Genomic DNA, 24,325 nt, shown 5'->3' on the forward strand with positions numbered 1-24,325 from the left:
AAAGGGGAAGGGGCTTTATTGCCCCGATGCGCCCGATCCCGCCGATCCCATTGAGGACGGCGAAATGAAAGGCCGGTCCCAGGAACCGCCGACAAAGAAATGCAGCGGCGGCTTGGCGGGCGTGGCGTTTTCAGCTGGCGCGGGCGCTGGCTGGCCTTCCGTTCCTGCCTGCGGTTGCTGTTGCGGCGTTTCCGGCTGGCTGTTGGGGAAGATGACTTCGCCGCTCAGCGCAAGACTGCGATCCACGAAAGGCACGATGCCCGCCAGATTGAGCGTGCCATCCGATGTGTCGAGGCGCGCGCTTTCCAGCGATGCCACGCCTTCGGAAAGATTGGCCTTGAGGTCGAGCCGGTTGAAGGCCAGCGCAACATTATCTTTCCGTTCCAGCGCGAAGAAGCGCTCGCTCTCAGCCTTGGTCAGAAAATCCTGAACGGCAAATCCCTGCATCTGACCGTTGTTCAACTGCACGGATACATTGCCCTGCGCGCCGGAAAGCAGGCTGGACCAGCGATTGACCGGCCCCTTCATGAACAGCGAAACATTGCCCTTGCCGCTGATGAACGGCTTTTCGAAACCAAGCGCGGTGAGAAACTGTGTGCTTTCAATATCGCTGGCGTTGAACCGCAATTCGCCCGTGGCGCTCTTGAGATCGCGCACGATCTGCACATTCGTCTGCAAGGTGCCATTGAACGCTTTGGCGTCGCCAATGTCGAAAATTGCGCGGCCACCGCGAATCTGGATCGCCGCCGCAACACCCGTCAGCGCCACAGGGCCTGCCGTAGCATTCTGGGCGGAAAGGCGCAGGTCGAATTCGGAGCGGTCGAAGAAGCTGGTATTGATGGTGTCGACATTGCCGCGATCATTCGGCGCGCGCGCGGTTGTATCCGGCAAGGGCACGAAAGCGGCAAAAAGGCTGCGCAGGTCCAGCTTGTCGAAGGCGAGCGTGCCCGTGACGGCGGGCTGTTCCTGTTCGAGGCCGATCTCGATCACGCCTTTGGCGAGGCTGTCACCGGCGGTCATGTTCACATCGGCAAATTTCCAGCGCTTTGGCGTGGCGGTGATGGTGGATTCCAGCGAGAAAGCCCCGACTTCCGAGCTGCCGGCAATCGGCGGCAGGCTCAGCCACCGCACCGCGCCGCTCAAGGATGGCGTCTTGGCGCTGAGGTCCCCTTCGAAGAAGCGGTCTTCCGAAATATTGGCCTTGCCCTGAAAGGTCAGGCTCAGCGGATTGGCCGTGAGGCTCGCCGTTACGTCGGACGTGCCGCCTGCCAGAAGCGGCAAAGCCTGTGCCGCCGTGATGCTGAATTGCGATTCTTCGTTGCGCCATTTGCCGCTGCCGCGCAAGGTCGCTGCGCTCGACGTCTGGGGCCATTCCAGCGTCATGTTCACATTGGTCAGCTGTTCGTCTTTCGCGGTGTCTGCGCCGTTTTCGGCACGCGGAAACGAAACCGTGCCATCGCGCACCACCACACGGCCAAAAGGCTGCGATGCCTGTTCGGTGGCCTGCGTGTCGTTGTTCGTGCCGCGCTGTTGCAAGGCGCGCTGGGCGCGGATGGCCGTGCCAAGCCGACCGTTGGAATTGGCAATGGCATCGAGCAAGGCAGGGAAATTGGAAACCGGCCCATCAAGATTAACATGCGGGCGCACGATCTGCGTTTCCGAAAAGGAAATATGCCCCATGATCGCATCGAGCGGCGACAGTTCCACATCGATGCGGGCAGCGCTCATGAAGGGTTTCTGGCCCTGATCCGTCATCTTGCTCAAGGTGACGCCGTTCAGCGAGGCGCGCAGCATGGGGAAGACTTTGAGGCGCGGGGCTTCGCGCAATTCGACGCTATAGCCGGTCCAGGCGCTGATTTCCTGCGCCACACGCACGCGGATTGCGTCGGTCGAGACGATGAAAGGCACCACGGCCAGCAAGGTCGCTGCAGCCGCGGCACAAAGAATGACGAGCGCGATGACAAGGCGTGCGAATTTAGGCCAGCGCATCAACCATCCGATCCCTAATTCCCCTTACTATCGTTTAAACGAGCGAAATCACAAAGCAAAGCCGCCTTCGCAGATTCGGTTTAGAACGGTTCTTCCTTCAAGGGAATCGCTCAAATTGTTTTCGCGCAGTTCCTGACGCAAAACCGTGTCACAATTTTGCTGGCAACGCGCTATGGTTAATCAATTGTGTGCTGAAATTTAACCCTGATTTTACAGTGGCTACCAATGCGTAAATTTGGAACGGTGAAATTAATTTCGCATTAACTGGGATTATGCGAGAAAGCGTTAACACAACGGGTAATGATCGAGCCGCCGTTTCCGGCATCCTCTTGCAAGTTGCTTTTGTGTCTTTGTCTCTGAGATTCTCGTAGCGCCGGTTTTATCCGGCGCTTTTTTTTGGTCCGGTTATGCTGAGACTGATTAGTCAGCCAGAACCCGTGTTGGCGGGAAAAGGATTTCCACAACAGTGCCGCGTCCAGGCGTCGAGTCGATAGCGAACTGGGCGCGGTTGGCTTCGACCATCGCCTTGGTGAGCGGCAGGCCAAGGCCGGTGCCCTCATTGCGCCAGTCGCGCGACTGCTCGCTTTGGCGGCGCTGCGAAGCGTTCACCTGACGGAACGGCTTCAATGCCTGTTCGACTTCAGACTTGGTCATGCCGATACCGGTGTCGCGCACCCGCATGGCCACGTCGCCATTCATCTCATAGCTGGTCGAAACGATCACCTGACCACCGGGCGCGGTAAACCGCACCGCATTGGACAGGAGATTGAGCGCCACCTGCTTGATCGAACGCGCATCGGCTACGATGTCGGGTAGATTGGACTGGAAACTGGAGCGGATGATGATGCGCTCGCGGTTCGCCTGCGGCTGCATCAGCGCAATCGCCTCGGCAATCGCATCGTTGAGCGACACCGCTTCAAACTGCATTTCCAGCGCACCGGCTTCGATCTTGGAAATATCCAGCAGGTCGTTGACGAGCGCCAGCACATGATTGCCCGAGCGGTTGATATCCCGCAGGTAGTCGCGATAGCGGTCATTGCCGATGGGGCCGAATTTCTCGTCGGCCATCAGTTCGGAAAAGCCGATAATGGCGTTGAGCGGCGTGCGGATTTCATGGCTGATGCGCGCCAGAAAATCGGTCTTCTGGTTGGAGGCGCGTTCGGCCTCCTTGCGCGCATTGGTCAGTTCTTCCTCGGTGCGCTTCCACTGCGTGATATCGCGCAGCACGGCGCAGAAACCACGCTTTTGAGGCAGCTTGCCGATGGTCATGAAGAGCGGGATGAAACCGCCCTTGGCTTCACGACCGATCACTTCGCGTCCGTCATTGAGCACGCTCAGCACGCCATTGCCCGAAAGTCCGCTCAGATAATCCATCGCGGCGCGCTGGCTTTCAATGGCGAACAGCATAGAGAAGAACTTGCCTTCCGTCTCGTCGCGGTCATAGCCGAAAAGTGCGGATGCCGAATGGTTCATCGACCGGATGCGCCCTTCAGGGTCGATCAGCACCACGCCGTCGGTTGCCGTGTCGAGGATGGTCTTCAACTCATCCACATGGGCTTCCAGCGCCTGCTTTTCTTCGTCGTCGGTGACGGATTGCGGCACGGTTGCCCCGGCAGGTGCTGGCGCGGCTGGGGTTTCTGCAACCGGCATGAGGCTCAGCAACAGGGCGCGACCGTCCTGCCAAGCAATCGCATTGAGATGCGCATCGACCGGCTGCTCGCTGCCATCGGCACGACGCAACACCATGCCCTGGCGGGGCGCATTGTCGTCGCTCTCGCTGTTGAACAGCGCTTCCACGCCGCCCGCATGGCGAATGTCTTCAATGGCGTCATAGCCGGTCAGGTCCAGCAGGGCCTGATTGACGTAATGCACTTCATCGCCGGAATGAATGATGACCGGAACCGGCAGATTGGCCAAAAGGGCTGTCTCGTCGATGGCAGCCGGTTCATGCGCGGCATGATCCGCCTGCGGCTCTTCGACCTGTGCAAGGGGGATATCTGCAACCGGTGGAACCGGCGTCGTTTCCGCCGCCACGTCTTGCGTCTCAACGGCCGGCGCCTCGCTCTGTGTGCTGGAAAGTCCCTGTTTGCGCAGGCGATCGGCGATTTCGCGGAACGCATTGCGCTCGGTCTTGGTCAGCCCGCCTTCGGGACGCTGTTCGCGTTCCCTGACTTTCAGGAGCTTCGCCTGATCGGCGGCCACCTTTTCCTGTGCAGCCGCATTCAGAAGGTTGATCACCTTGTCGGAATCGCGACGCCCGGCTGTCGGCGCAATATTGAGCGGCGGCTTCGGCAGAATATCACCGGGATGATCGTCATTGGCGATTTCTTCGGTCAGCGCCAGCACGTCGTCATCGGGAGCATCGGCGTTGATGGCATCCTGAATTTCCGGTTTGCGCTTTTGCGGAATGCCTCCGGCCAGAGCGAGGCCGATTTCTTCCGGGTCTTCCACCGCTTCGTCAGGCCGCACGAGACCAAAACCGCGAAAACCGATGAATACGCGGTCCCGGGAATAGACCGGCAAAGCCGCCAGTTCCACCGGCACGCGCAGATTGGTGCCTTCGACCGGCCACATCAGCCGCTTGCCCGACCAGGTGTCGCGTTTGTTGAGCAGCGAGGCAATGCTGCCATCATGATCGAAGCCGAATACATTGGCGACATCGCTGAAACGGCGTCCGGTGACATCAGCCGCGTTGGGGCCGACGGTTATGCCGAACTCCGGCGAAATTTCGCTGAACACAGCGTCGGCGCTGGTTTTCCAGATGAAGCGGGCAGGCGGCGCATCCCGGTCGAACTGGAAGCCCTGTGGCTTTGGCGTTTCGGCTGCGGGTTCGGCGACCGGCTCTTCCCGAAGGGTTATTTCCTGTTCAGGGAGCATCTCTTCAAGAATTTCTTCCGCGCCTTCAGGCTGCTGGGCAGCTGGCTTCGCCACTGTCTGCGCCGGCGCTTCAGCAACGATGCACAGAAGATGCAGAGCGGGTGCGTCGATCAGCCGGGCAATGGCGCCCGGAACCGACTGGCGGCCAGCGCGGATGCGGCGCTTGACGATGCGGTCAGCCGCATCGGCGACTTCCACGACCAGATCTTCAAGCGTTCCGGCGGAAATATCGAGCGCGGCGAAGCGCGGGCTTGCGGCAATGACCTTGCAGTCGGCATCGATCAGCGCGACATGGGTGTCGTCATCGCTCAGACCGGCAATGATGTCTTCCGCGTCGCTCGATGTGCCGCTGGTGGTCATCGCAAGACCGGCCACGCCATCGGGCAGGACAATATGGGATATCCAGAGACGCGTCAGTTCCGAACGCAGACCACCGCCAAGACGCACGGACACGGAGCGGGGTTCGGCGCTGTTATCGTCGCTGGCGGCTGCAATCTGCCGGCGTGTTGAGACGGGCAGATCAATGGCGCTGCCGATCATATCCTCGATACGGTCAAAGCCGAACAGCCGGGCTCCGGCACCGTTCACCCAAAGCACAGCCGACAGGTCGCGCGTCAGCACGATCTGCGCATCGCCTTTGGCAAAGCCCTCGCGGATAGTATCCAGCGCGGCAATATCGATGAATGGGTATGATCCAGACATACCGGTCCTTATCTGTTCTTTCGACCGCCCCGTCGTAGCCATTAACCGCCTGTTAATAAGCTCACTGAGGCCGCGGGTCCATATTTCCATACGGTATGAGCCCGATTTTCTGTTTCATTAGTTAATGCCGGAAAGGCAATTTTACAGGTTGCGGTCAATAATCCGGTTGTTCACAGCCAGCCAGCCGCGATGGTTACCAGTCTGTCTAGATTATCGGTGGAATTGGACATTGAATCCGACAATTGGGAATTTCTGAAAAAAGAGCGCTATAATCGCTTGCAATATGGATCGATTCTCCGTATGTGACCCCCTGTCGGCGGCGCTGAGGCGCTTATACCGGCAAAGGTACGCGGTCGTAGCTCAGTTGGTTAGAGCGCAGGATTGTGGCTCCTGAGGTCGTTGGTTCAACTCCAACCGACCGTACCATTATTTTCAGCCGTTCATCAGAAATTGTGTAACGATAACAACCGCTTAGGCGGATTTTTTATTGTTGGTTCGATCTTAAACGTACCGTTTTGTGATACAAACTGTGCTACAAAATGCGCTACAATGTGTGTCACACTATGTTATCATGCCTATATGGCTGGCTATCGTATCAAAACTGATCCACACCGATATCTGAAAAACCGCGACGGCGTTTATCAGTATGTTCGCCGCGTTCCCACGTCTGTTGCAGACAAGGATAGTCGCGCTCCCATCATCCGCATAAGCCTGAAAACAAACGATCTCGCTCGGGCTATGACGAAGCGCAACGAATACGAATCTGCTGACGACGCGTTATGGGCGATGCTGAAGGCTGGGGCTGATGGCGATAAGGCAAGGGCACTTTATGATGCCGCCATTAAGCGCGCAGAAGCCATCGGAATTTCATATGTGCCAGCCGACAGGCTGCTTTCGTTTACGGATGACGCGCTAGCGGCCCGACTAAACCACGTAACTGGCAATCCGGTTGAAGATGCGGCGATGGTGGGCGCGGCAAGGACCCCGTCGGTGTCCGTGACGCAAGCCCTGAAAATCTATTTTGATGAGATAACTCCCGACGAATTGACGGGTAAGAGCGAAATTCAGAAAAAGCGTTGGCGTGCGCATAAGCAGCGGGCGATCGATCATTTTGTGAAGATTGTTTCAGATATGGCAATCGCGGACATAACGCGCGAGGACGCCCAGAAATTCTATAAGGTTTGGCTGCAAATGATAACGAAGCCAGCTAAAGGGAAGCAGCCGATATCGGCCAGCATGGGCAACCGCATGATGGGCGGGATGCGCGTTCTCTTTGCTGAGTATTTCAAGCACATGGGCGATAGGGATCGGCCAAACCCTTTCCGCGATTTGAGCTTTGCAGAGAAGGTCGAAAAGTCACGCCCACCGATCCCGACGGATATCATCAAAGGGAAGTTCCTGACCTATGGGCCCCTCGTCAGCTTAAACGAAGAGGCTCGTGGTATAGTCCTGGCCATGATCGAGACGGGCTGTCGACCAAGCGAACTTTGCAACATTACGGCCGAGCACATATTCCTGGCCGACAAGGTTCCGCATATCCTGATTGCGCCCCGAAAAGACGCTGCAGATCCGCGCGAGATTAAAACTGCTTCGTCTGTTCGCAAGCTGCCTTTAGTCGGTATAGCGCATGAGGTTTTTAAGAAGCATAGGAATGGCTTCCCTCGTTACAAAAACAAGGAAGACACACTATCAGCGACGCTGAATAAATATTTCAAGGACAACGAGCTGTTTCCGAAGGGTGCCGGCTATACCGTCTATTCGCTTCGCCACTCATTCGAGGATCGCATGAAAGAGGCTGGCCTAGACGATGAGCTGCGCCGGATGTTGATGGGCCATACAGTTGACCGCCCACGATATGGCACGGGCGGTTCCTTGGAATGGCGGAAAGAACAGATGGAAAAATTCACGCTGCCGTTCGACGCAGCCGTGATTTGATGCGGTCGCGAATATTATCGTTCGCAGTGAGATTGCGCTGCATGCCTTCCACACGCTCGTAAAGTGGCAATAGATTGTGTTCCGTTTCTGGAAAGCAGGCAATTACACCGGCTATGGCGTCCAACCATCGTTCGGTGTCAGCAAAGGTGTAAGCCGTCATCCTTACTCACCTTCCTGCGATGCGACATGCCCTGCTTTTTCTGCCGCCTCTTGCGCTTCCCGTATGGCTTTCGAAACGTCCTCGTTGGACGCGCTTCCGCCCTCGTAGCTGCCTTGGGCGCGCTCTCCGATGTAAATTTGCGGAATCTGCTGGTAGGCGAGGAATATGGCTACGAGCGCCGCGATGACGATAAATACTCGCTTGTAGTCTCGCGCTGACATCCTCACTCCCTTTCCCGCAGTGCGGCGCGGCCTGCTTCGGTATGCGATAAGCGGTCGGGGAGAGCCATAGCTACTCCTACGAAATGGCTGATTAAATCTTCCCAATTCATGAGCTTTAGCGGAACCATCGAGGGTCCTCCAGCGTTAGAGCGCGGAATGAAATGATGGAGAATTTCGCACATGCTGAAGGGCGGATTGCTTTGGCTCATTGGATTACCCCTCCCTGTAATTCTGGTGCTCTGGTTGATGGGTTACTTGTCCTAATAATCGAATAGCTGGAGAGATAAGATGTCAAATGCACGGTGGCGAGGGTTGGAAATGACAACTCATTTTTATTACATTTCTCAACAACCAGATGGTCTTTGGTCAGTACAAGAAACAGTAACGAACCAACCTGTCTCCCTTCATGGCCAATTGTGCTGTTCTCTCCGGAAGAGAGATGCGGAAGAGCTCGTTGAATACCTAATGAACCTTGATAGAGATATCGCAGCTTAGGTGCTTCGAGCTCTTACTGCCTCCGCGCCCGGCGGCGGTTGTCGTTGGCCGGGCTGCGACGCTGGCGGGGAGCGCCATAGCGGAACCGAACGCCGGTAATGCGCGCCAGTTCGAAAGCGGTGTCGCGCAGCCTCTCAGCCTCGGAATGATAACCGAGCGCTCGGACGGCTTTTGAAATCGATAGGACTTGTGTGGCGTTCGTGCCTTGCTGCTGGAATTCGGCGGCGGTCAGGATGGGTGCCATAGCGGCGTGTGTGATGCATCTGGACATAGGGTCTCCTCGTGTTTTGGTGGGTGCAAAAAGCCGTCGCGCAAAAACGCGCAAGGCTGTCATTCTTTGAGGTTCGGGGGCTTAAGCGCCCCGTCGCTATCTTTCGCGCCTCATGCTACAAGCCTCAACCCAACGCCGCACGCGGCAACGCAAAAGGCTACAACGACGGTCATCTCGACCGCTTCGCGGGCGGCATAACGTAGCCACGGCTGTGGGCGACCATGTTTCCTAGCCTTGTAGTCAGGGCGGCGCATAGGCTCGACATTGCCGGCCTTCGGTGCGTCGGTGTTCGGTGCGGACTCGTCGTGGGCGAGCATTTCCAGGAGCGCGCGGTTCATGCTGCAGCCCCCCGGTCTTTTGCCGCCCGATCCGATGCCGTTATGTTGTCGTTCGCGACAGGCTCCAGCTGGTAGTACCCATGGTTTCCCGCACCGCGATGATTCATCGGAATAGTCCAGCCAAACGAGGGCAGGAGCTTGCGGAGGCGACTGATTTGCACTCGCACAACGTTTTGCGCGCCATCAGGACCGCCGTTTGGGTCAAAGGCGTAGACGTTGTCGACTAGATCGTCGATGTAGATGCGACGCGGATAAATAGCTGTCAGCGCATCGACGATATTCTTCTGTCCACGCGGGAGGGGCGCGGCTTCGAGTTCCGTGGCTGGGTTGCGCTCCATTTTACGCAGCCTCCGCCAACACTACCGGCGTGCAGCAAGCTACGGCGCCGCTCGTCTGGAAAACTTCGAACGTTTCGCCGGGGCACAGGGCAGCGAGACGCGTCGCTTCTGCCACGGCATGCTCAAACGAACCGTGTTCGTATGGCATGGTGGTGAAGACGCCAACGCGGCCAGTCTTCTTGCCGCGGCGGAATACAAAGAATCCGCCGCCGATGATTTCATTCGGGCGTGCTTTGGAGCTTCTTCTTCTCGGTGCTGTTGCTGACATTTGGGTTTCTCCTCGTGTTCTGGTCGGTGGGTCAGCAGATCAAGCTGGTGAGGCTGTCTTCGTGCTGTGGTGTCATCGGTATATGCGAAATAGTCACCAAATGTCAACGCTATATGATGACAAAAACGCACCATTCGAGGCAATCATGGTTTATAACTAATAAATGTTCTTGAAATGCTCGCCGCCTGATGGAATCAATAAGGGTAGTTAGGAGAGGTTGGATGTTCCCAGTATGCGTAGTGCAATCGTTTACGGCCGGTCGATGGGGTGTTGTCCCAGACGCACCAATTCAAGTCGGAGACGTTATTCAGGCCGAGCGGTTGGCGGAGAGGCTGGCAAAGACAAAGCCTGCGGCCCTCGCCGTCTACAAATGGGCCGGGAGCGCAGAGGTCATTACAGCCATAGGCGAAGTGCCGGAAAGCTTCTTAGACGCCATAATGTGAAGCTGGGTCAGCGAGTATTATATTTCCCGACGACACGGTGGCATACGGGCCAGTCGCCGCGAAATTCTTTGAATTCCTTGTGCGGATTGTATTGCTCAAGCATCCATTCACGGTCGTTGAACCCGACGAGTCGCTTGATGATTGCTTCGTTCTCGTCCATTTCGCTGGTGTGATAGAGGATCACATCTTCGTCGCGCATGGGCGGAAGGTTGGGGTTCACGAGCGCCGTTTCGCCGGGGCGATAGGCCGGGACCATCGATTCCCCCGACAGTAGCAGGCCGTAGCCGCCCTTAACGCCCTGCAGGACGGCGGGCATCTTCATATAGCTGATTGGATCGAACGTAATAATTACATGCCCATCGCCGCCCTTGGCCGCTGCATAGACGGGAAGATCGCGTTGATCGCCAACCAGCTCGTTGCCAGGAATAATTTTTGGAGTGAACACATCGGCAGGTCGCTCAAGCGCTATTCGCTCCTCTTGGCTAATCATGTCGCCTTTTTCAAAGGCAAGCCAATCCTCGCACACATTCAAGGCTTTTGCCAGGCGAGCTACGAAGTCAACACTAACTCCGCGCTTGCCGCTTTCGAGCAAGCTTATTGCAGACTTGTCGCGACCAACAAGGTCGGCAAGCTGGGCTTGGCTCATGTCCCGCGCTACGCGCGCATTCTTAAGGCGAAAGGCGAAATCCTTATCCATGATGGGCTTTTCGCATATTGTTGTGAAAATGTAACGTGCGAATGTGTCATCACGTGTTGACATAGATGCGAATATGTCATATCTATACGTCATCAACCGACGCAGAAGACGCCGGACAGTTCGAAGGAGGGCCTACCTCATGATGCCAGAAAACATCTTCCCGAGGATATCGGCACTCAACAGATAGAAGCCGCGCTCAGGCGCAATCGAAATAGAGGAGAGAGCGAATGACGAAAGTTGCCGACAGAAGCGAACCGGCTCTCGTTGAAGTGCCGCCATAGAAATCATCAGGGACGCTGGCCGCTGAAACGCGGCTGGCGCTTTCGGCGTACATCTAAAGCAGGCTGTTATGGGTCGGCACCACCCGTTACCCCAGCCTGCCCGTACGTCGCGATAAACACGAGGAGGGCCGAAGCCGCTTCTACACCACGATTTCCTTGCCCAGTACCACCCGGGCCGACCAGACAGATGCCGTTAGACGCGGCACTTGTCAACCGTCACCAACCGACACGAGGAGACATGCCGTATTCAACAAGACACGAACTGCAGGCAACTGCCGCCGCGCACCGTAAAAGAGGCGCATCGTTTGGGAAGATCGCGGAATTGATGGGCATTACCAGAGGCCACGCATGGTCGCTGCTTTCGGAAAGAACGCCCACGCAAGCCATCAGAGCAACCGAAGGTTCATAAAAGCGAACAGGCCGCCACTGACGAGGCTGAACGGCTTGCCGTCAAATATCCAGGCCAGAAGTTCGGTGTGTTCGTTCTCGCTGACTCCCGCATTGCCGATGTCGTTATTCGGAGGGCCGCATGACCTCCAACACGTACAGCCACACGCGCAACTATGCGCCCAAAGACTATGCGGACGGCGATACGTTGTATGAGCCTGAAACCACGCTCGGCCTTGGCGACCGCTTTCTATGGGGCTTGGCAGTTGTAGCTGCGCTCGCTCTGACCGTCGGCTTTTACGCATGGGTGCTGGCATGATTTCCTTCACCACAAAAGCCACGACTGACATGCCGTTCATCGATCCCGGGCGAAAGCCCGGCGTCGGACGCATCTGGCAGTCCTTGGCGCTTGCAGCGTTCGCGCTGGCAATCGCCACGACAATTGCGGCCTTCCTGTTCTGGAACCTGCTGCTGCCGTTCTACGGGCTGCTTTATCTGTGGGGTGCGGCGTGACCGCACCACGCGCATGGCTGCTCACAAAACCACCTGCATGGCTTGTCGGCTGGCTCATACTCGCGGCCGCAATCGCCGCAATCGCCGTTACCCACCACACCTACTGAACACGAGGAGACCACATGTCTGTTTTTGACAGATTGAAGTCCAGTAAACGCAAGACGCCACCGTCGATTGCCATTTACGGCACGCCAGGCGTCGGGAAAACCAGTCTTGCTGCTGAGTTTCCAAAACCAATCTATCTTTATGTTGAAGGCGAGGAGCCGCCAGACGGCATCGACCTACCAAGTGCTGAAATCACTTCGTTCAGCGACCTTCTGGACACCTTCGGAGAAATCCTGACCGAAGAACACGAATTTCAGACCGTCATTCTGGATTCGGTCGATAAGATCGAGCCGATGGTTTGGGCTGCGACCTGCGCGCGAAACGGATGGGATTCCATCGATAGCAACGACAAGGGCTCCCCGACAGCTTTTGGCAAGGGTTACCTCGCCGCGGACGTCGAATGGAAAGAATACCACGAGGCTATCGCTGCGCTAAACCGGGCAGGACTGTTTGTAATTCAGATCCTGCACAGTGAAGCTAAGTCGTTCAATGATCCACTTGTGGATTCGTATGATCGATATCGCCCGAAATTGCAGAAGAGAGCTCTCGATCTCGTCATCGAAAACTGTAAGGCGCTCCTATTCCTCAACCGCCGCACGTCCGTAAAACAAGTCAAGGAAGGCTTCGGCGGCGAAAAGAAGAATAAGCCAGAGGGTATGTCTGGAGCAGAACGCGTCATCCATACAGATGAGCGGGCCGGGTTCTTGGCGAAGAACCGGTTGAAAGGTGCGCCGGCCACCATTCCTTATCGGCAAGGGCATGGCTTCGAGGAGCTTTCAAAATACCTCGATGCTGGGAACGACAATGACCAGAGGGAGGCGGCTTGATGGAAAAAGCTCTCGCGGGCCTTGTAGCAATCGCGGCCATCCTTTTCTTCGCACCGCTAATCGGCGTTCTCGGTGGCGCGTTCGTCGGCTGGGTCGTCGGTCTGTTTTTCGCAGAAACGATCCATGCGTTCCTTGCCGCCGTTGGCATCAACGCGGCAGGCCTTGCGATGTGGCAAATCGGCGCTTCGCTCGGCTTCATCGGCGGGTTCTTCCGCCCGGCTATTCATCGGGCGAAGGCGTAGGCGCCCAAACCCCAACGCAGCTGTTTTAAGTAAATAACGTCGCTCCGCTGCGGACGGAACGCGCGGAGCGACGGCGCAAAGCAATCCTCCTCCCCTGATTACTTACGCAGCTGCGAATTACCATGAGAATAAAATGGTTAATAGTTAAACATCCGTAACGATTACCTAACCACACCACCAACAACACGAGGATTTTATAGATGGCCAGACTTGGCTCAACATTTGATGCGACCAAACACGACACCACGCAGTCCGATTAGTCGGAACTGCCGAACGGCGACTATGAGCTGGAAATCGAGGCCAGCGAAGTAACCGCCACGAAGGACGGCACGGGCACCATCCTGAAGACGACGATGGTCGTTATTCGCCCGGAAGAGTACGCGAAGCGCAAGCTCTTCAACAATTACAACCTCAAAAACAAAAGCACTCAGGCCCAAGAGATCGGCCAGAGGCAGTTCGCCAGCCTTTGCCGAGCGATTGGCGTCTCGGAAGTCGAGGACAGCGAAGAACTGCACTTCAAGGCGTTCACGGCAAAAATCGGCCTCGGCAAGCCGTCGAAGGACGGCCAGTATCCGGCCCGAGCCGAGATAAAGCGCTATTATTATCCCGATGAGGGCAACGTTCCCCAGCCTTCAATCGACACCAACCAGCCGGTAGCGCAAGCCCGTCCGGCCAATGACAACCGACCGGCCGCGGCTAACAGCAACAAACCGGCGCCGGCTGCTGCTGCGGCAGGCAAGAAGCGACCTTGGGGTTAAGTCAACCCGCTACTGGCGCGAAAGCGCCGGTAGCAACCACCTTACCGAACCGAACACGAGGAGATACGTATGGCTTATGAAGCGGAGCGCAGACAGATCGATGGCGCGTTGCCAATACGCTTTGAGGGCGCGTTTGTAGCTGGCGGCGCCGTGACGAGCGTTTTTACCGGGGCGAAGATCAATGACGTTGATCTTTACTTCAAATCACGTCGGGCGTTTGAGCGCGCTGTTTATGACGCATATGAAGAAGGCCTCTGGTGCGTCGCTGCTAGCAAGCGGGCCGTGACGTTTGCCGATCAAAGCAACAATATCGCCCAGTTGATGTATTTCGACTTCTTTCCGGCTGCCGAAGATATCTTCAAGGCATTCGATTTCACCGTCTGCATGGGCGCTGTGGACTTGGATACGGGCTTCTTTAAATCGAAGTCAGACAGGTGGTGGCGAAAGCACGGCGGTCAGGCCCCGTTCCCGAAAACGGTGCTGGAATTCATGGAACGCCAGAACGAGCTGCTGCCTACGGGCGAAATCGTTGTGAAGCCGAACGGCAAATACTGGGAAGTGGTCGACGCCATGCCGGGTGCTGCGAATGACAACGTGACGGGGGCTGGTAATGACAATGAGCCCATGTCCGCTGGACTAGCAGAAATACTGGCAGACGACATACCATTTTGACAACCCGTTAACGGGATGCGCCGCGAGGCATGTTAACTTACCTACCGCTGCTTATCGCAGCAAAACCAACCAGCAAAAAACGAGGAGTAATGATGCAGAACAAAGCCGACAACGCGAGAGCGCAGAACTATCTGGCCTATGATGTTACCGTGCTGGAACGGGAATTCGCCGACCTGGTTGCGGTATACCCAGAACTGGCCGAAGATGAGGAACTGCGCGCTGACACGATCGAAGGTGAGACGGACGCTTACCGCGTGCTCGGTAAGATCGTGGCCATCGAGCGCGATGCAAACAGCATGGTACTGGCCATCGGCGAACGCGCCAAGGAATTGGCCGCGCGCAAAGACCGATACACCAGACGCAAGGACGCCATGCGGGCCTTGTTGCTGCGTCTGTTGAAGGCTGCCAACCTGAACAAGGTCAGCCTGCCGGAGGCGACCGTGAGTATCGGTAAGGGCCGCGCCGGGGTTGAGATTGTGGATGAAGCGCTGCTGCCCGATAACGTTGTGAAGCTGAAGCGTGAGCCGGATAAGACGGCGATTAAGGCCGCGCTGGATGCTGGCGAAGATGTGCCCAGTGCAGTGCTGCGAGAAGGCCAGCCGAGCGTTACGGTGAGGGCGGCTTAAATTCCGAGGTGGTGACGATATAGGATTTGAACCTAACGGACGCTTCCGCTTAGCATTGGAACGGGCCACATCGCGGCGCCTGCCCTGAGGAATTTCCCGCTCTCCCTCATGCTTCGTCACCAATTGCAGACAAAACGTAAAATGTGACCCTGTCAACACCCCACCAGCCACCAACTGGCGGGTTACCACCACGAAACACGAGGAGATGAGGATGATTGAGCCGCTACCGAGCGGGCCTTTCGGCTGCGTCCTTGCGGACCCGCCATGGGCATTTAGAACCTACAGCAAGAAGAACGTGGCGCCGGCTAGAGGTCGCCAGCCTTATAGCGTGATGTCGCTCGACGATATCAAGGCGCTACCTGTCGAACAGGTATGCGCCCGCGACTGTTTGCTATTTATGTGGACAGTTTCACATCTGCAGCGTGAAGCCTTCGATGTGGCTGCATCGTGGGGATTCCGTCCTGTCAGTGTGGCCTTTGTCTGGGACAAGGGGCGCATGGGAATGGGCTATTGGACACGACAGGAAGTTGAAATCTGCCACCTGTTCAAGCGAGGCAAGCCGCGACGTCAGAGCAAAGGCGTGCGCTCGCTGATCAAAGCGCCCCGCCGTGAGCATACGCGCCTTAACGCGCAGCGGACACGATGGGCGCGCCGTTCAACAAAAGCACGGCTTACAGCGTCCATCCGTACACAGCGAGAGCAACGCCGCCGACCGCACCGATGACTGACCATCCAATCATGCTGATACCCATGAAGCTGTGATACGTGTCCGCTGAAATCTTCTTGAAAGCCGCAACCACCAAAAGGTTTGCTAATGCACCTGCAATGAGACCGATACCGTTTGCGACATATGCCGCTGGATGAAGTGCCATGGTCTGCATGAAATACGGTCTCAACAGGAAAGTCGCCCCCAACATACCTGCGATCAACACAAAAACGGAAACCATTCCGAAACCGGACCATCTTACGAGCATTTGGTGAATTACCTTTGTCTTGGAGAAGATCAGGCGGTAATGGCCCTTGCTCGCTCACCGGGCAACCCACCAATGACAAAATCCTCAAGAAAAACCCCGGAACAAGCCGGGGCTATTTGTCAGCGAACCTGCAGTACCTCGCCGGAATACCGGTCGATGACTACCCGCATTTCATCATCGTAACGGTCCACTCCGCGGACGATGTAGACGTTGCGTCGACGTGATACGTTGTCAATTTCGTCCATACCCTCTCTCTGAGCGATGCGTGCCGCACGACGTTCGCTGATATCTTCGCGATATCGCGGGCGATCACTTTCAGGTTCTACTAGGCGGATGCCGTTCGGGCCGATTTCTATACTCTGCGCGTGCGCAGGAAGAGCGGAAGCCAATACTGTTATCAGTGCTGCGAAAGCTGCAGTTTTGTACATTGTCTATCCAACATTCAGTGGTTCATATCGCCCGCCAATTACCGGCGGCTTTGTACATCGCCTCATCTCCGGTGAACACTGGCTTGTGGCTCAATTACGCTAACAAAGCGAATGATCCTGTGATGTCTTCACGGCAGCCGACCGGATCCGCATTCTTGGTGGCGTTCGATATACTTCCAGACTAACGGTCTCGGAATAACGAACGGGAGGATCTTTCGTTCGTTCAATTGGAATTACGCTTCAGAACGAACTGTGCGCACGGAGCGCAAATTGAGCTCCCAACTCCATTACAGGAAATCCCCATGAACAAAACAACGTTCTTCGCGTATGCGAGGCGCGCGCCTTTTGGCGGGCGTTTGAGCCAGGCGCAGGTCGACGGCACGTCGGCAATTCTGGCTGAAGCTGAGCGGCGAGGCCTGCCAGACGAGCAGACGGCTTATGTGCTCGCAACGGCATTCCACGAGACGGGCGGCAAGATGCAGCCGATCGAGGAAAACCTCAATTATACCAGTGCGGCTCGCATCAGGCAGGTGTGGCCGTCGCGGTTCGCGTCTGCCACTGCCGCACAGCCTTATGTCCGCAACCCACAGGCCTTGGCCAACAAGGTCTATGGCGGTCGCATGGGCAATACTGGCGCGAACGATGGCTGGATATATCGTGGCCGCGCCTTGGCGATGATCACTGGCAAGGACAACTATAAGAAGTATGGCCTCGGCGATAACCCCGACGCTGCGCTGGAGATGGCCACGGCTATCAGCATCCTGTTCGACGGGATGATCAACGGCAAGTTCACGGGCAAGCGGCTGGCAGACTATTTCGGCGCCGGTAACGCTAACCCAGTGGGCGCCCGCGCTATCGTCAACGGCAGCGACAAGGCCAGCCTAATCGCTGGCTATTACCGCAATTTCCTCGACAGCCTTGTGGCTGCCCGTGAAATGAAGCCCGCCGCGGCTGAGGACGCCAAGCCTGATGATGTGCCTCTGCTCGAAAGCCCCGCCGTTAAACTGATGCTTACGGGTGGTGCTGGCACGATGGCGACCAGCCTTATTGGCGCTGTGGCTAACCCGTGGGCGTTCGCAACTGTCGCGCTTCTGCTGGTCGCAGCGGGCGCGGGGTTCTGGCTTTGGAAGAGCGGCAGGCTTGAGCTGAAGAGGGCGGCGGCGTGAGTAAGATTAAGGTGGTGATCGATTACGACACGGACACGGATACGGCGCAGGTCCAGTACGGCGGCAAAACGCAGGAATGGCGCGACGCCAAGCTGACCTTCGCTCAGGGAATTACTGAGACGCGCGATGGCTACCTCATCCGCCGCGAACGCGACGGCAGCGCGTCCATTATGCTGACGGGAGTGCCGACATGACCTGGCTCTTATCCCTCCGCTCCAAAATCACAGGCTGGGCCGTGGCTATCGCTGCGGCCCTTGCGATTCTGGCGGGCGCTTACCTCAAGGGCAGGGCGGACAGCGTCACAAGCGCCACCGCCGACCGGCTGAAAGCCGCCAACAAAGCAAGGAAAATCGAAGATGAAACCAGCAAGCTTGGCGGCGCTGATGTTGACGCTGCTCTGTCTCGGTGGATGCGTGACAGCTGGTAGCTATTGCGACGTAGCGCGGGCAGTCCGGCCAAGCGTGTCGGACCGGATGACGCCAGAAACCCAGCGTCAGATCCTCGCGGAAAACACGAAACTTGAAAAGCTTTGCGGGGTGCGACCGTGAGGGCGCAACTGTGGCTGGCCTGCCTATGGCTGGGCGTGGCGGCAAGGGGGATTATCGGATGACCGGCGCTGAAATCATGGCCGTTGTCGGCTTTATCGTGATGCTGATGGGCTTTCTGTTCGGCCTCTGGAAGTACGTCGAAAGCCAGATCGCAAAAGCTGAGACGCGTAGCGCTGCAAAAGCTGACGCTGCGACCGCACTTGCCAGCCTGACGCGGCAAGAGCTTTCCGACTACAAGCTGCGCGCGGCAGAGACGTTCGCCACGAAAGCAGGCATGCAAGAGCAGACGTCCCAGATCATGCGGGCCATCGAAAGCGTGGCGCACCGCATCGATGGGCTCACCGAGCGGATTGATAATCTGATGCAGCCAAAATCGGTGAGAAGTAGAAATTAATTCCTAAAAAGTGGGAACAAAGGATACCGCATGCGCATTATACGTTCGTAAATGCCAAATATGAATGGAGAATATAATATGCGTCGTATTTTGTTAGCTGCTGTTGCAACTGGTGCACTTGTTTCTTTCGCAAATGCGCAGAGCGCTACCGCAACGCAAGAAGAGGTATTTGTTACTGCAAAGCCTACCGACGTTATTACTAGTAATATTCTTAACCTTGATGTTACGAATTCTAACGATGAGAGCATCGGCAAAATCCAGGATGTAGTGATGGGCGACGGTGACGTCGAAGGCTATATCGTATCGGTTGGCGGCTTTTTGGGCGTCGGCGAAAAGTATGTAGTCGTTGACCCGGATGCTATCGAGATTGTCTATTCTGAGAATGATAAGAAATGGTCGGCGAAAATGAACGCCACCAAGGAACAGCTCGAAAAGGCCACCGAGTTTAAGTACGAAGGCCGATGGGCCAAGTAATCAGTTTTTGAAAGAGCGGCTTTCGAGCCGCTCTTTTCATTTTTGGTAAGCTAAAGGCGCGAGCAGCTCACTACTGGTTTTCAGGTCCAGGCGCTCTCCGGATCATGTGAATGCAGACGGCTTAAAGAGAGCTATCAGCCCCGCTGGGCCGTGGTTCCTATTTATGCAAGCGTGTAGAACCAGATGACCGGCGCCACGATCAGGAATGCCAGAACACTCCAGGCTGCTCTCCACCCGGTGCTATTCGTTCCCAAGAATGCCGTTATGGCTATAGCCGCCGCTATCATCACGGTAATCGGCCAATAGATTGACATATATACGAGGGCGGCAACCCACCAAGGAAATGAAATCATGCGCGCTTTTAGCTGGTGGGCAGGGCGTCGGCAATATTGTGGTTGTTGATAGCAAGCAAAAAAATATGACAACTATCGGGCCACTGTTTTTACTCTGGCGTCATAGATGCGGAGGTGAGGCCACAAGTAACGCATTCCGTTCGATGTCGGATTTCAATTGTCCCGGACTGAGACCGTGACGTAATCTTCGTAAATTTCGACATATATAAGCGGCGTTCCGTTTAGCACCGCGCTTTCGGCGCCACCGAGGTAATGGCCGTTGGCGATCATTCGTTCGAGTCGGGCGCGGTTAGCCTTGTCAGAAAACGTATAATCCGAATCATCTTCACGATCGCGCTTCCCATAAACATGGAAGTTTGCTCGATCCTGCCGAATAATCGCTGCCGCTGTGGTTAGGCGCTCACCCGCTGAATTGAAATGATCTTCGGCGCTTAATCGAGCGTAGTACGACTCGATGGGTTTTTCTGCCGCGCCCACATAAATACTGGATACAAGTAACGCGCCTAGCGCCAAAATCGCACGCATATTAACACCCGTGTTGTTTAATTTTGAAGTATTTATGGTGAGTCGGCGGCCGTACTCCAGCCCAAATTTTAATTAGGAAATCGTCTCTTACGTGAATATTTATTACTGAAATCATTCTTTCATGCGCCATTAACACCACATTTATCGAGACATTCCCTCCTTCCTTTTGCGCCGCTCACCACGGCTACCAACCAAACACGAGGAGACTGTATGTCCCATGACAGAAAGGGTGCGGGTGCGCGCCTTTCACACGAAGAACTCCTGCGCCGCGCCGAGGCTTACCGCGAGCACGGCACGCTGGTTAAAGCTGCCAGTGCGCTCGGCATAAAGAAGTCAGCATTCCACGACAGCATAAAGCGGGCGGCAGAGCTGGGGCTGTTGGGTCCGTCGCCGACGTTGCCCGGATATGCGATCAAAAGCCTGACCGATACGCCTAACGGCACTTATATGCGCCAGACGAAACAGGCTGGCCCGGTATATGAGCCAACAGCTGGCCTTGCCGTCAAAGGCAAAACTACGCTCGTCAATGCCGAAGGCCGGGTTATCACGCAGCACATTATGGAGCGGGCAGACGCCAGCGCACAGCGTGCGGCACTCGATGCCATGGTGTCGGCTCTTTCGGAAAGCCTGCCGCGCGCCAGCATTATGCCCGCTCCGCGCGGCACGAATGCGGAGTTGTTGAACTTCTTTTGTTTAACAGACGCCCATTTTGGGATGCTGGCATGGCGCGAAGAAACCGGCTCTGATTACGATATCGAGATTGCAGAGCAACTGGTTACGGACTGGTTCGCTGCCGCGATTGATCTTGCGCCAGATGCGCACACCGCCGTTTTGGCGCAACTCGGTGACCTTGCTCACTACGGCAGCATGGAAACGGTCACGCCTGCCAGCAAACACGTGCTGGATTCGGATTCGCGCTTGCAGAAGATCATTCGCGTCATCATCCGAACAGTCCGTCGCGTCATCGACATGTTGCTGCAAAAGCATCAGCATGTGCACATCATTATGGCACAGGGCAATCACGATCCAGCCTCCTCGGCTTGGCTTCGAGAAATGCTGGCAGCGATGTATGAGAACGAGCCTCGCATCACCGTCGATAATTCACCCAGCCTTTATTACGCCTATGAGTGGGGCAAGACGGCAATATTCGCACATCACGGCCACAAGCGCGGCGTCAATAACGTTGATGCGACACTCGCGGGCATGTTTCGCGAAATGTATGGACGGAGCAAATATGCCTATGCGCACATCGGCCATTTGCATTCGGACGAAGGGCGCAAGTCTGGTCTGATGTATGTCGAGCGCCACGAGACGCTGGCGGCGCCAGACGCATATGCTGCCGGCGGAGGTTGGCTGTCAGGCAGATCGGCGAAGGTCATCACGTACTCAAAGCTGTACGGCGAAGTTTCGCGCCTGACGCTCAGGCCTGAAATGGTCCAAGGCGCTGCGCGTTTGCTGGTGGCCGCGAATGATAACCAGCCTAAGCGGGCTGCAGCTTAAAAAGAAAAAGGCGGGTTTTGCCCGCCTCTCACTTCGTTGTCCTATTGTGCAGCAAGAATGCCTGCAATCAATCCGGTGGCACCTGCAATGAGAAGGAACTGATTATCGACCTTAACCCAATGCTGGCCACGACCAGGCTTACGAAGACCGTAGCGATTGTAGTCGCGGATTTCCTGATGGCGGCGCCAATCGCTGTAACGCTGACCCTTTGACCACTGATGACGTCCGTAGTCGCGGCGATCATGGCGATAGAACTCCTTGCCGTGATGCGGGCGCTGCGGCTCATAGCGCTGTGGAGCAGGCTTGCCGTGATGGTAATCGCGGGCCTGTGCCATTGGAGCGGCAACGAACGTCATAGCGATGGCGGCTAGTACAGCTTTCTTGAACATGAATGCTCTCCTTTGTTGTCCGCAAGATATCGGGAGCGAACTGAACGCTAGATGAACAGACGAAGGTGCAAACATTAAATAAAATCAATGTGATGTTAGTAAAATATTAACCAAAATACTAACCACCGCAGCCAAAAACACGAGGAGAGAATATGCTTGAAGAAGCAGAAGACCGCGCCGCGCGAGTGGCCGTTGAAGGACGGCAGATGAGGGCAGGTGGGGCAGTTATAAGTTGCCTGCCAAAACCTTATAACGACAGCCGCAAGCCACTCGTCATCATCGAAAGCCCTTACAGCGGCGACGAGGCGCGCAATACGGAATATGCGCGCGCTTGCCTTCTAGATAGCTTGCGGCGAGGCGAAGCACCGATTGCGAGCCACTTGCTGCATACGCAGGTGTTGGACGACGTGCGGCCTGATGAACGTGAACTCGGCATCGAGGCTGGTCTCGCATGGTATCGGGTGGCGGAGAAGTGCGTGATCTACGAAGATCTTGGTATAAGCGGTGGTATGATCGAAGGCATCGAGCGGGCCAAGCGGTACGGAGTGTTGGTCGAGTTCCGCAATATTGAAGCAAGCGCCGTAGGAGAAAACCCATGAGTAACCTTGAAACAGCAATTGCGGTAGCGGCAGCGGCGCATATGGACCAGAAGAGCGACAACGGCGACCCGTACATTCTGCATCCGCTGCGCGTCATGATGGCTCAGGAAACGCGTGAAACGCAGATCCTCGCAGTTATGCACGACATGATCGAGCACACGAATACCTCGCTGAACGATATCTATTCGTTCGGTTTTGATGACGACATCGTGCTCGCTCTAAACGCGATAACTCGGCGCGATGATGAAGACTATCTCGTCTACGTCAAACGGGCCTGCTCTAACCCTATCGCGCGACCGGTGAAGATCGCAGACCTGCGCGACAATCTACGTGCCTATGGCGACGATGAAGAGCACCGAGCGCGCTATACAAAAGCTCTCGAAATCATCGGGGAAGCGCCATGACCCCTTTCAAAGTTGGTGATCAGGTCGTCTGCATCGATGCCAAGGTCGGCTTCGAACAGTTCATCGAAATCCGGGAAGGCGAAGTCTACACCATAAGCTGGATCGGACCATTTGAGCACTACACGCAGGGCAGCTACATCGGCGTTCGTCTGAAAGGCGTCGATCGAGGAATCTGCCCGCAATTCGGTTATGACAATCCGCCGTTCGCGGCGCGTCGGTTTCGCCCGCTTGTTCGCGATAAGCTTTCGTCAGTTCGCGGGTTACTCGCAGGCGGGCCAGTAACTGAGAAGTTTGAAGAGCCGAAGCGGAAGGTGCGGGAAGAGGTATGAGTTTCGTCGTCGACAGAACAGCGCCCATTTATGCCGACCTCAAGTTTAAATCAGTCACCTCCGACGGCGGCAGCACGAGCTATTACGAGCTGCCTCCCCATGCGACCGAGCTAAACGATCTTATCGAGCACAAAGGCATGTCCTTTGCGCTCGGCAACATCTTCAAGGCTTGCTATAGGTTCGGTGAGAAAGACGCGGCCAGCCGGATGTACGATCTGAATAAGATCATCTATTTCGCGGAGAGGCTTAAGGCTTTGGAAACGAGAAGAAAAACGTAGCCAGTAACGCGGCTCCCTTGGGTTCTTATCTACGAAAAGAACGTTTTCGCGATGAGCCTCCGCACGACCGCCTAAGTATATTGGAAAGTTTTGTCCAATCTTCTGAGGGGGATGACATCTGTTTGTGCGCGTCTTCAATATCGCGCTGCGTAGCAACAGCATTTTTCACCACGCTAAAGTTACTGTTCGGAATGGTAAGGCCGATATTCACCTCATGGTTATTCATTCTAATCTCTCTTTCGTGTTGGCTCCCTTGCCGGGCAATAAAAAAGGTCGGGCTATTGCCCGACCCCAAAAGTCAACTTCTTCCGATTGTGCCAGTACATCCGTGGTCACTAGAAAGAAGAAACTTCATTCAAGCCGCCTGCAAATTACAAACGGACATTTTTCCAGACTTGCGATCCTGTTCAAGATCATAAGTCAGCTTCTGACCTTCACTGAGCGTATGCATACCTGCTCGCTCAACAGCGGAGATGTGAACAAACGCATCCAAACCGCCGTTTTCAGGCTGAATGAAACCAAAGCCTTTTGCTGCGTTAAACCATTTAACTGTGCCGGTGCTCATATGAACCCCTTTCATAGCAATATTGATATCCGCGTTTGAATTAAACGCAGAGATGAAACGATTTTTTAAAGGGAGTTTTCGTTCGGCGCGCAGTGCTAATCGCGCAGGGAGCAAATCTCAGCAAGAAAATCTCGATTTCTAGCTTTTATCAGCTTAAATAAATTTTGTCAAATTATTAATATCTCACGATCTCTTTCATAGAGAGAAAAACTTAAATCTATTACAATTTCCGTTGTCTTCATATAGAAATAACG

The 24,325-nt window shown here is 55.7% G+C and carries 32 protein-coding genes and 1 tRNA gene; 20 read left to right on the forward strand and 13 right to left on the reverse strand.

The window, feature by feature from the left end; genetic code table 11:
- Positions 1-15 precede the first annotated feature (15 nt).
- Together WIX40_RS06915 and pdhS are read right to left on the reverse strand one after the other, a co-directional pair.
- Positions 16-1,989: an AsmA family protein gene (locus tag WIX40_RS06915; RefSeq protein WP_140023952.1), complete on the reverse strand. Its 1,974-nt coding sequence runs from the start codon at positions 1,987-1,989 to the stop codon at positions 16-18.
- A gap of 420 nt (positions 1,990-2,409) precedes the next feature.
- Positions 2,410-5,568, reverse strand: coding sequence for a cell-division control histidine kinase PdhS (pdhS, locus tag WIX40_RS06920; protein WP_339439464.1), 3,159 nt, complete (start codon positions 5,566-5,568; stop codon positions 2,410-2,412).
- 349 nt (positions 5,569-5,917) lie between these two features.
- Between pdhS and WIX40_RS06925 the strand changes: the two genes are divergently transcribed.
- Both WIX40_RS06925 and WIX40_RS06930 read left to right on the forward strand, forming a co-directional pair.
- A tRNA-His gene (locus WIX40_RS06925) sits at positions 5,918-5,994 on the forward strand.
- Positions 5,995-6,147: 153 nt separating this feature from the next.
- Positions 6,148-7,503, forward strand: a complete 1,356-nt coding sequence (locus WIX40_RS06930; RefSeq protein ID WP_339439466.1) for a DUF6538 domain-containing protein — start codon at positions 6,148-6,150, stop codon at positions 7,501-7,503.
- Here the strand turns inward: WIX40_RS06930 and WIX40_RS06935 are convergent.
- The 6 genes from WIX40_RS06935 to WIX40_RS06960 form a co-directional block, all read right to left on the reverse strand.
- Complete coding sequence (locus WIX40_RS06935) at positions 7,472-7,663, reverse strand: hypothetical protein (protein ID WP_124916081.1); 192 nt, start codon at positions 7,661-7,663, stop codon at positions 7,472-7,474. The genes WIX40_RS06930 and WIX40_RS06935 overlap by 32 nt on opposite strands.
- Before the next feature lie 2 nt (positions 7,664-7,665).
- On the reverse strand, positions 7,666-7,884 hold the full coding sequence (locus WIX40_RS06940; RefSeq protein ID WP_124916080.1) for a hypothetical protein: 219 nt from the start codon (positions 7,882-7,884) through the stop codon (positions 7,666-7,668).
- A gap of 508 nt (positions 7,885-8,392) precedes the next feature.
- Positions 8,393-8,650 (reverse strand): hypothetical protein, encoded by a 258-nt coding sequence (locus WIX40_RS06945; RefSeq protein WP_339439470.1) that lies wholly within the window; start codon positions 8,648-8,650, stop codon positions 8,393-8,395.
- A 334-nt stretch (positions 8,651-8,984) separates the two neighbouring features.
- Entirely contained in the window at positions 8,985-9,326 is a 342-nt protein-coding gene (locus tag WIX40_RS06950) for a helix-turn-helix domain-containing protein (RefSeq protein WP_339439472.1), read from the reverse strand.
- A 1-nt stretch (position 9,327) separates the two neighbouring features.
- Positions 9,328-9,594 (reverse strand): hypothetical protein, encoded by a 267-nt coding sequence (locus WIX40_RS06955; protein ID WP_339439474.1) that lies wholly within the window; start codon positions 9,592-9,594, stop codon positions 9,328-9,330.
- 450 nt (positions 9,595-10,044) lie between these two features.
- A complete protein-coding gene (locus tag WIX40_RS06960; protein WP_339439476.1) occupies positions 10,045-10,734 on the reverse strand; it encodes a helix-turn-helix domain-containing protein in 690 nt (229 codons plus the stop codon).
- A gap of 810 nt (positions 10,735-11,544) precedes the next feature.
- On the opposite strand from WIX40_RS06960, the gene WIX40_RS06965 reads away from it, so the two are divergent.
- From WIX40_RS06965 to WIX40_RS07000, 8 genes are all read left to right on the forward strand, one after another.
- Positions 11,545-11,721, forward strand: a complete 177-nt coding sequence (locus WIX40_RS06965) for a hypothetical protein (RefSeq protein ID WP_339439478.1) — start codon at positions 11,545-11,547, stop codon at positions 11,719-11,721.
- Positions 11,706-11,915, forward strand: coding sequence for a hypothetical protein (locus tag WIX40_RS06970; RefSeq protein ID WP_339439480.1), 210 nt, complete (start codon positions 11,706-11,708; stop codon positions 11,913-11,915). The genes WIX40_RS06965 and WIX40_RS06970 overlap by 16 nt, the downstream gene beginning before the upstream one ends.
- Before the next feature lie 122 nt (positions 11,916-12,037).
- Positions 12,038-12,847: an ATP-binding protein gene (locus tag WIX40_RS06975; RefSeq protein ID WP_339439482.1), complete on the forward strand. Its 810-nt coding sequence runs from the start codon at positions 12,038-12,040 to the stop codon at positions 12,845-12,847.
- Positions 12,847-13,089 (forward strand): hypothetical protein, encoded by a 243-nt coding sequence (locus WIX40_RS06980; protein ID WP_021587370.1) that lies wholly within the window; start codon positions 12,847-12,849, stop codon positions 13,087-13,089. The genes WIX40_RS06975 and WIX40_RS06980 overlap by 1 nt, the downstream gene beginning before the upstream one ends.
- A 266-nt stretch (positions 13,090-13,355) precedes the next feature.
- Complete coding sequence (locus WIX40_RS06985) at positions 13,356-13,847, forward strand: DUF669 domain-containing protein (RefSeq protein WP_339440963.1); 492 nt, start codon at positions 13,356-13,358, stop codon at positions 13,845-13,847.
- Positions 13,848-13,916: 69 nt separating this feature from the next.
- On the forward strand, positions 13,917-14,519 hold the full coding sequence (locus WIX40_RS06990; RefSeq protein WP_339439487.1) for a Gabija anti-defense Gad2 family protein: 603 nt from the start codon (positions 13,917-13,919) through the stop codon (positions 14,517-14,519).
- A gap of 89 nt (positions 14,520-14,608) precedes the next feature.
- On the forward strand, positions 14,609-15,145 hold the full coding sequence (locus tag WIX40_RS06995; RefSeq protein ID WP_339439489.1) for a siphovirus Gp157 family protein: 537 nt from the start codon (positions 14,609-14,611) through the stop codon (positions 15,143-15,145).
- 211 nt (positions 15,146-15,356) lie between these two features.
- On the forward strand, positions 15,357-15,869 hold the full coding sequence (locus WIX40_RS07000) for an MT-A70 family methyltransferase (RefSeq protein WP_339439491.1): 513 nt from the start codon (positions 15,357-15,359) through the stop codon (positions 15,867-15,869).
- On the opposite strand, the gene WIX40_RS07005 is transcribed toward WIX40_RS07000, so the two are convergent.
- Both WIX40_RS07005 and WIX40_RS07010 read right to left on the reverse strand, forming a co-directional pair.
- Positions 15,817-16,092 carry a hypothetical protein gene (locus WIX40_RS07005; protein WP_109367098.1) on the reverse strand — a complete coding sequence of 92 codons (276 nt, stop codon included), beginning with the start codon at positions 16,090-16,092 and terminating at the stop codon, positions 15,817-15,819. The genes WIX40_RS07000 and WIX40_RS07005 overlap by 53 nt on opposite strands.
- 146 nt (positions 16,093-16,238) lie before the next feature.
- The gene (locus tag WIX40_RS07010) at positions 16,239-16,547 is read right to left on the reverse strand and encodes a PepSY domain-containing protein (RefSeq protein WP_339439496.1); all 309 of its coding nucleotides are present in this window, start codon (positions 16,545-16,547) and stop codon (positions 16,239-16,241) included.
- Between the two features lie 302 nt (positions 16,548-16,849).
- Between WIX40_RS07010 and WIX40_RS07015 the strand changes: the two genes are divergently transcribed.
- The 5 genes from WIX40_RS07015 (at position 16,850) to WIX40_RS07035 (ending at position 19,129) form a co-directional block, all read left to right on the forward strand.
- Positions 16,850-17,713, forward strand: coding sequence for a chitinase (locus WIX40_RS07015; protein WP_339439498.1), 864 nt, complete (start codon positions 16,850-16,852; stop codon positions 17,711-17,713).
- Positions 17,710-17,907: a hypothetical protein gene (locus tag WIX40_RS07020; RefSeq protein WP_339439499.1), complete on the forward strand. Its 198-nt coding sequence runs from the start codon at positions 17,710-17,712 to the stop codon at positions 17,905-17,907. The genes WIX40_RS07015 and WIX40_RS07020 overlap by 4 nt, the downstream gene beginning before the upstream one ends.
- On the forward strand, positions 17,904-18,140 hold the full coding sequence (locus WIX40_RS07025) for a hypothetical protein (RefSeq protein WP_339439501.1): 237 nt from the start codon (positions 17,904-17,906) through the stop codon (positions 18,138-18,140). Before WIX40_RS07020 ends, WIX40_RS07025 begins: the two co-directional genes overlap by 4 nt.
- A 92-nt stretch (positions 18,141-18,232) precedes the next feature.
- A complete protein-coding gene (locus WIX40_RS07030) occupies positions 18,233-18,655 on the forward strand; it encodes a hypothetical protein (RefSeq protein ID WP_339439504.1) in 423 nt (140 codons plus the stop codon).
- A 78-nt stretch (positions 18,656-18,733) separates the two neighbouring features.
- On the forward strand, positions 18,734-19,129 hold the full coding sequence (locus tag WIX40_RS07035) for a PRC-barrel domain-containing protein (RefSeq protein WP_339439506.1): 396 nt from the start codon (positions 18,734-18,736) through the stop codon (positions 19,127-19,129).
- A gap of 506 nt (positions 19,130-19,635) precedes the next feature.
- Here WIX40_RS07035 and WIX40_RS07040 read toward each other — a convergent pair.
- Positions 19,636-20,007, reverse strand: coding sequence for a hypothetical protein (locus WIX40_RS07040; protein WP_339439508.1), 372 nt, complete (start codon positions 20,005-20,007; stop codon positions 19,636-19,638).
- Between the two features lie 210 nt (positions 20,008-20,217).
- Between WIX40_RS07040 and WIX40_RS07045 the strand changes: the two genes are divergently transcribed.
- Positions 20,218-21,507 (forward strand): oxidoreductase, encoded by a 1,290-nt coding sequence (locus tag WIX40_RS07045; protein WP_339439510.1) that lies wholly within the window; start codon positions 20,218-20,220, stop codon positions 21,505-21,507.
- Positions 21,508-21,548: 41 nt separating this feature from the next.
- Here WIX40_RS07045 and WIX40_RS07050 read toward each other — a convergent pair whose 3' ends face one another.
- On the reverse strand, positions 21,549-21,896 hold the full coding sequence (locus WIX40_RS07050; RefSeq protein ID WP_283736186.1) for an RcnB family protein: 348 nt from the start codon (positions 21,894-21,896) through the stop codon (positions 21,549-21,551).
- Between the two features lie 152 nt (positions 21,897-22,048).
- On the opposite strand from WIX40_RS07050, the gene WIX40_RS07055 reads away from it, so the two are divergent.
- The 4 genes from WIX40_RS07055 to WIX40_RS07070 are packed head-to-tail and all read left to right on the forward strand — an operon-like array spanning position 22,049 to position 23,506.
- Positions 22,049-22,495 (forward strand): DUF7768 domain-containing protein, encoded by a 447-nt coding sequence (locus WIX40_RS07055; protein WP_339439516.1) that lies wholly within the window; start codon positions 22,049-22,051, stop codon positions 22,493-22,495.
- Complete coding sequence (locus WIX40_RS07060) at positions 22,492-22,899, forward strand: GTP pyrophosphokinase (RefSeq protein WP_283736184.1); 408 nt, start codon at positions 22,492-22,494, stop codon at positions 22,897-22,899. The genes WIX40_RS07055 and WIX40_RS07060 overlap by 4 nt, the downstream gene beginning before the upstream one ends.
- The gene (locus WIX40_RS07065) at positions 22,896-23,228 is read left to right on the forward strand and encodes a hypothetical protein (RefSeq protein WP_339439519.1); all 333 of its coding nucleotides are present in this window, start codon (positions 22,896-22,898) and stop codon (positions 23,226-23,228) included. The genes WIX40_RS07060 and WIX40_RS07065 overlap by 4 nt, the downstream gene beginning before the upstream one ends.
- Complete coding sequence (locus WIX40_RS07070) at positions 23,225-23,506, forward strand: hypothetical protein (RefSeq protein ID WP_235942811.1); 282 nt, start codon at positions 23,225-23,227, stop codon at positions 23,504-23,506. The genes WIX40_RS07065 and WIX40_RS07070 overlap by 4 nt, the downstream gene beginning before the upstream one ends.
- A 355-nt stretch (positions 23,507-23,861) precedes the next feature.
- On the opposite strand, the gene WIX40_RS07075 is transcribed toward WIX40_RS07070, so the two are convergent.
- Entirely contained in the window at positions 23,862-24,071 is a 210-nt protein-coding gene (locus tag WIX40_RS07075; protein WP_167836075.1) for a cold-shock protein, read from the reverse strand.
- Between the last annotated feature and the right edge of the window lie 254 nt (positions 24,072-24,325).

Source organism: Ochrobactrum teleogrylli (assembly GCF_037482325.1).
GTDB classification, from domain to species: Bacteria; Pseudomonadota; Alphaproteobacteria; order Rhizobiales; family Rhizobiaceae; genus Brucella; species Brucella teleogrylli.

What these genes read in the sequence shown, in the direction of transcription:
- WIX40_RS06980 (WP_021587370.1), top strand. Translation starts at nt 12,847, where the DNA reads ATGGAAAAAGCTCTCGCGGGCCTTGTAGCAATCGCGGCCATCCTTTTC.
- WIX40_RS07075 (WP_167836075.1), bottom strand. Translation starts at nt 24,071, where the DNA reads ATGAGCACCGGCACAGTTAAATGGTTTAACGCAGCAAAAGGCTTTGGT.
- WIX40_RS06965 (WP_339439478.1), top strand. Translation starts at nt 11,545, where the DNA reads ATGACCTCCAACACGTACAGCCACACGCGCAACTATGCGCCCAAAGAC.
- pdhS (WP_339439464.1), bottom strand. Translation starts at nt 5,568, where the DNA reads ATGTCTGGATCATACCCATTCATCGATATTGCCGCGCTGGATACTATC.
- WIX40_RS06990 (WP_339439487.1), top strand. Translation starts at nt 13,917, where the DNA reads ATGGCTTATGAAGCGGAGCGCAGACAGATCGATGGCGCGTTGCCAATA.
- WIX40_RS07070 (WP_235942811.1), top strand. Translation starts at nt 23,225, where the DNA reads ATGAGTTTCGTCGTCGACAGAACAGCGCCCATTTATGCCGACCTCAAG.
- WIX40_RS06935 (WP_124916081.1), bottom strand. Translation starts at nt 7,663, where the DNA reads ATGACGGCTTACACCTTTGCTGACACCGAACGATGGTTGGACGCCATA.
- WIX40_RS06960 (WP_339439476.1), bottom strand. Translation starts at nt 10,734, where the DNA reads ATGGATAAGGATTTCGCCTTTCGCCTTAAGAATGCGCGCGTAGCGCGG.
- WIX40_RS06975 (WP_339439482.1), top strand. Translation starts at nt 12,038, where the DNA reads ATGTCTGTTTTTGACAGATTGAAGTCCAGTAAACGCAAGACGCCACCG.
- WIX40_RS07055 (WP_339439516.1), top strand. Translation starts at nt 22,049, where the DNA reads ATGCTTGAAGAAGCAGAAGACCGCGCCGCGCGAGTGGCCGTTGAAGGA.
- WIX40_RS06940 (WP_124916080.1), bottom strand. Translation starts at nt 7,884, where the DNA reads ATGTCAGCGCGAGACTACAAGCGAGTATTTATCGTCATCGCGGCGCTC.
- WIX40_RS06915 (WP_140023952.1), bottom strand. Translation starts at nt 1,989, where the DNA reads ATGCGCTGGCCTAAATTCGCACGCCTTGTCATCGCGCTCGTCATTCTT.
- WIX40_RS07045 (WP_339439510.1), top strand. Translation starts at nt 20,218, where the DNA reads ATGTCCCATGACAGAAAGGGTGCGGGTGCGCGCCTTTCACACGAAGAA.
- WIX40_RS06970 (WP_339439480.1), top strand. Translation starts at nt 11,706, where the DNA reads ATGGGTGCTGGCATGATTTCCTTCACCACAAAAGCCACGACTGACATG.
- WIX40_RS07025 (WP_339439501.1), top strand. Translation starts at nt 17,904, where the DNA reads ATGACCTGGCTCTTATCCCTCCGCTCCAAAATCACAGGCTGGGCCGTG.
- WIX40_RS06950 (WP_339439472.1), bottom strand. Translation starts at nt 9,326, where the DNA reads ATGGAGCGCAACCCAGCCACGGAACTCGAAGCCGCGCCCCTCCCGCGT.
- WIX40_RS06955 (WP_339439474.1), bottom strand. Translation starts at nt 9,594, where the DNA reads ATGTCAGCAACAGCACCGAGAAGAAGAAGCTCCAAAGCACGCCCGAAT.
- WIX40_RS06995 (WP_339439489.1), top strand. Translation starts at nt 14,609, where the DNA reads ATGATGCAGAACAAAGCCGACAACGCGAGAGCGCAGAACTATCTGGCC.
- WIX40_RS07065 (WP_339439519.1), top strand. Translation starts at nt 22,896, where the DNA reads ATGACCCCTTTCAAAGTTGGTGATCAGGTCGTCTGCATCGATGCCAAG.
- WIX40_RS07005 (WP_109367098.1), bottom strand. Translation starts at nt 16,092, where the DNA reads ATGGTTTCCGTTTTTGTGTTGATCGCAGGTATGTTGGGGGCGACTTTC.
- WIX40_RS06930 (WP_339439466.1), top strand. Translation starts at nt 6,148, where the DNA reads ATGGCTGGCTATCGTATCAAAACTGATCCACACCGATATCTGAAAAAC.
- WIX40_RS07010 (WP_339439496.1), bottom strand. Translation starts at nt 16,547, where the DNA reads ATGTACAAAACTGCAGCTTTCGCAGCACTGATAACAGTATTGGCTTCC.
- WIX40_RS07050 (WP_283736186.1), bottom strand. Translation starts at nt 21,896, where the DNA reads ATGTTCAAGAAAGCTGTACTAGCCGCCATCGCTATGACGTTCGTTGCC.
- WIX40_RS06945 (WP_339439470.1), bottom strand. Translation starts at nt 8,650, where the DNA reads ATGTCCAGATGCATCACACACGCCGCTATGGCACCCATCCTGACCGCC.
- WIX40_RS07015 (WP_339439498.1), top strand. Translation starts at nt 16,850, where the DNA reads ATGAACAAAACAACGTTCTTCGCGTATGCGAGGCGCGCGCCTTTTGGC.
- WIX40_RS07060 (WP_283736184.1), top strand. Translation starts at nt 22,492, where the DNA reads ATGAGTAACCTTGAAACAGCAATTGCGGTAGCGGCAGCGGCGCATATG.
- WIX40_RS07035 (WP_339439506.1), top strand. Translation starts at nt 18,734, where the DNA reads ATGCGTCGTATTTTGTTAGCTGCTGTTGCAACTGGTGCACTTGTTTCT.
- WIX40_RS07040 (WP_339439508.1), bottom strand. Translation starts at nt 20,007, where the DNA reads ATGCGTGCGATTTTGGCGCTAGGCGCGTTACTTGTATCCAGTATTTAT.
- WIX40_RS07000 (WP_339439491.1), top strand. Translation starts at nt 15,357, where the DNA reads ATGATTGAGCCGCTACCGAGCGGGCCTTTCGGCTGCGTCCTTGCGGAC.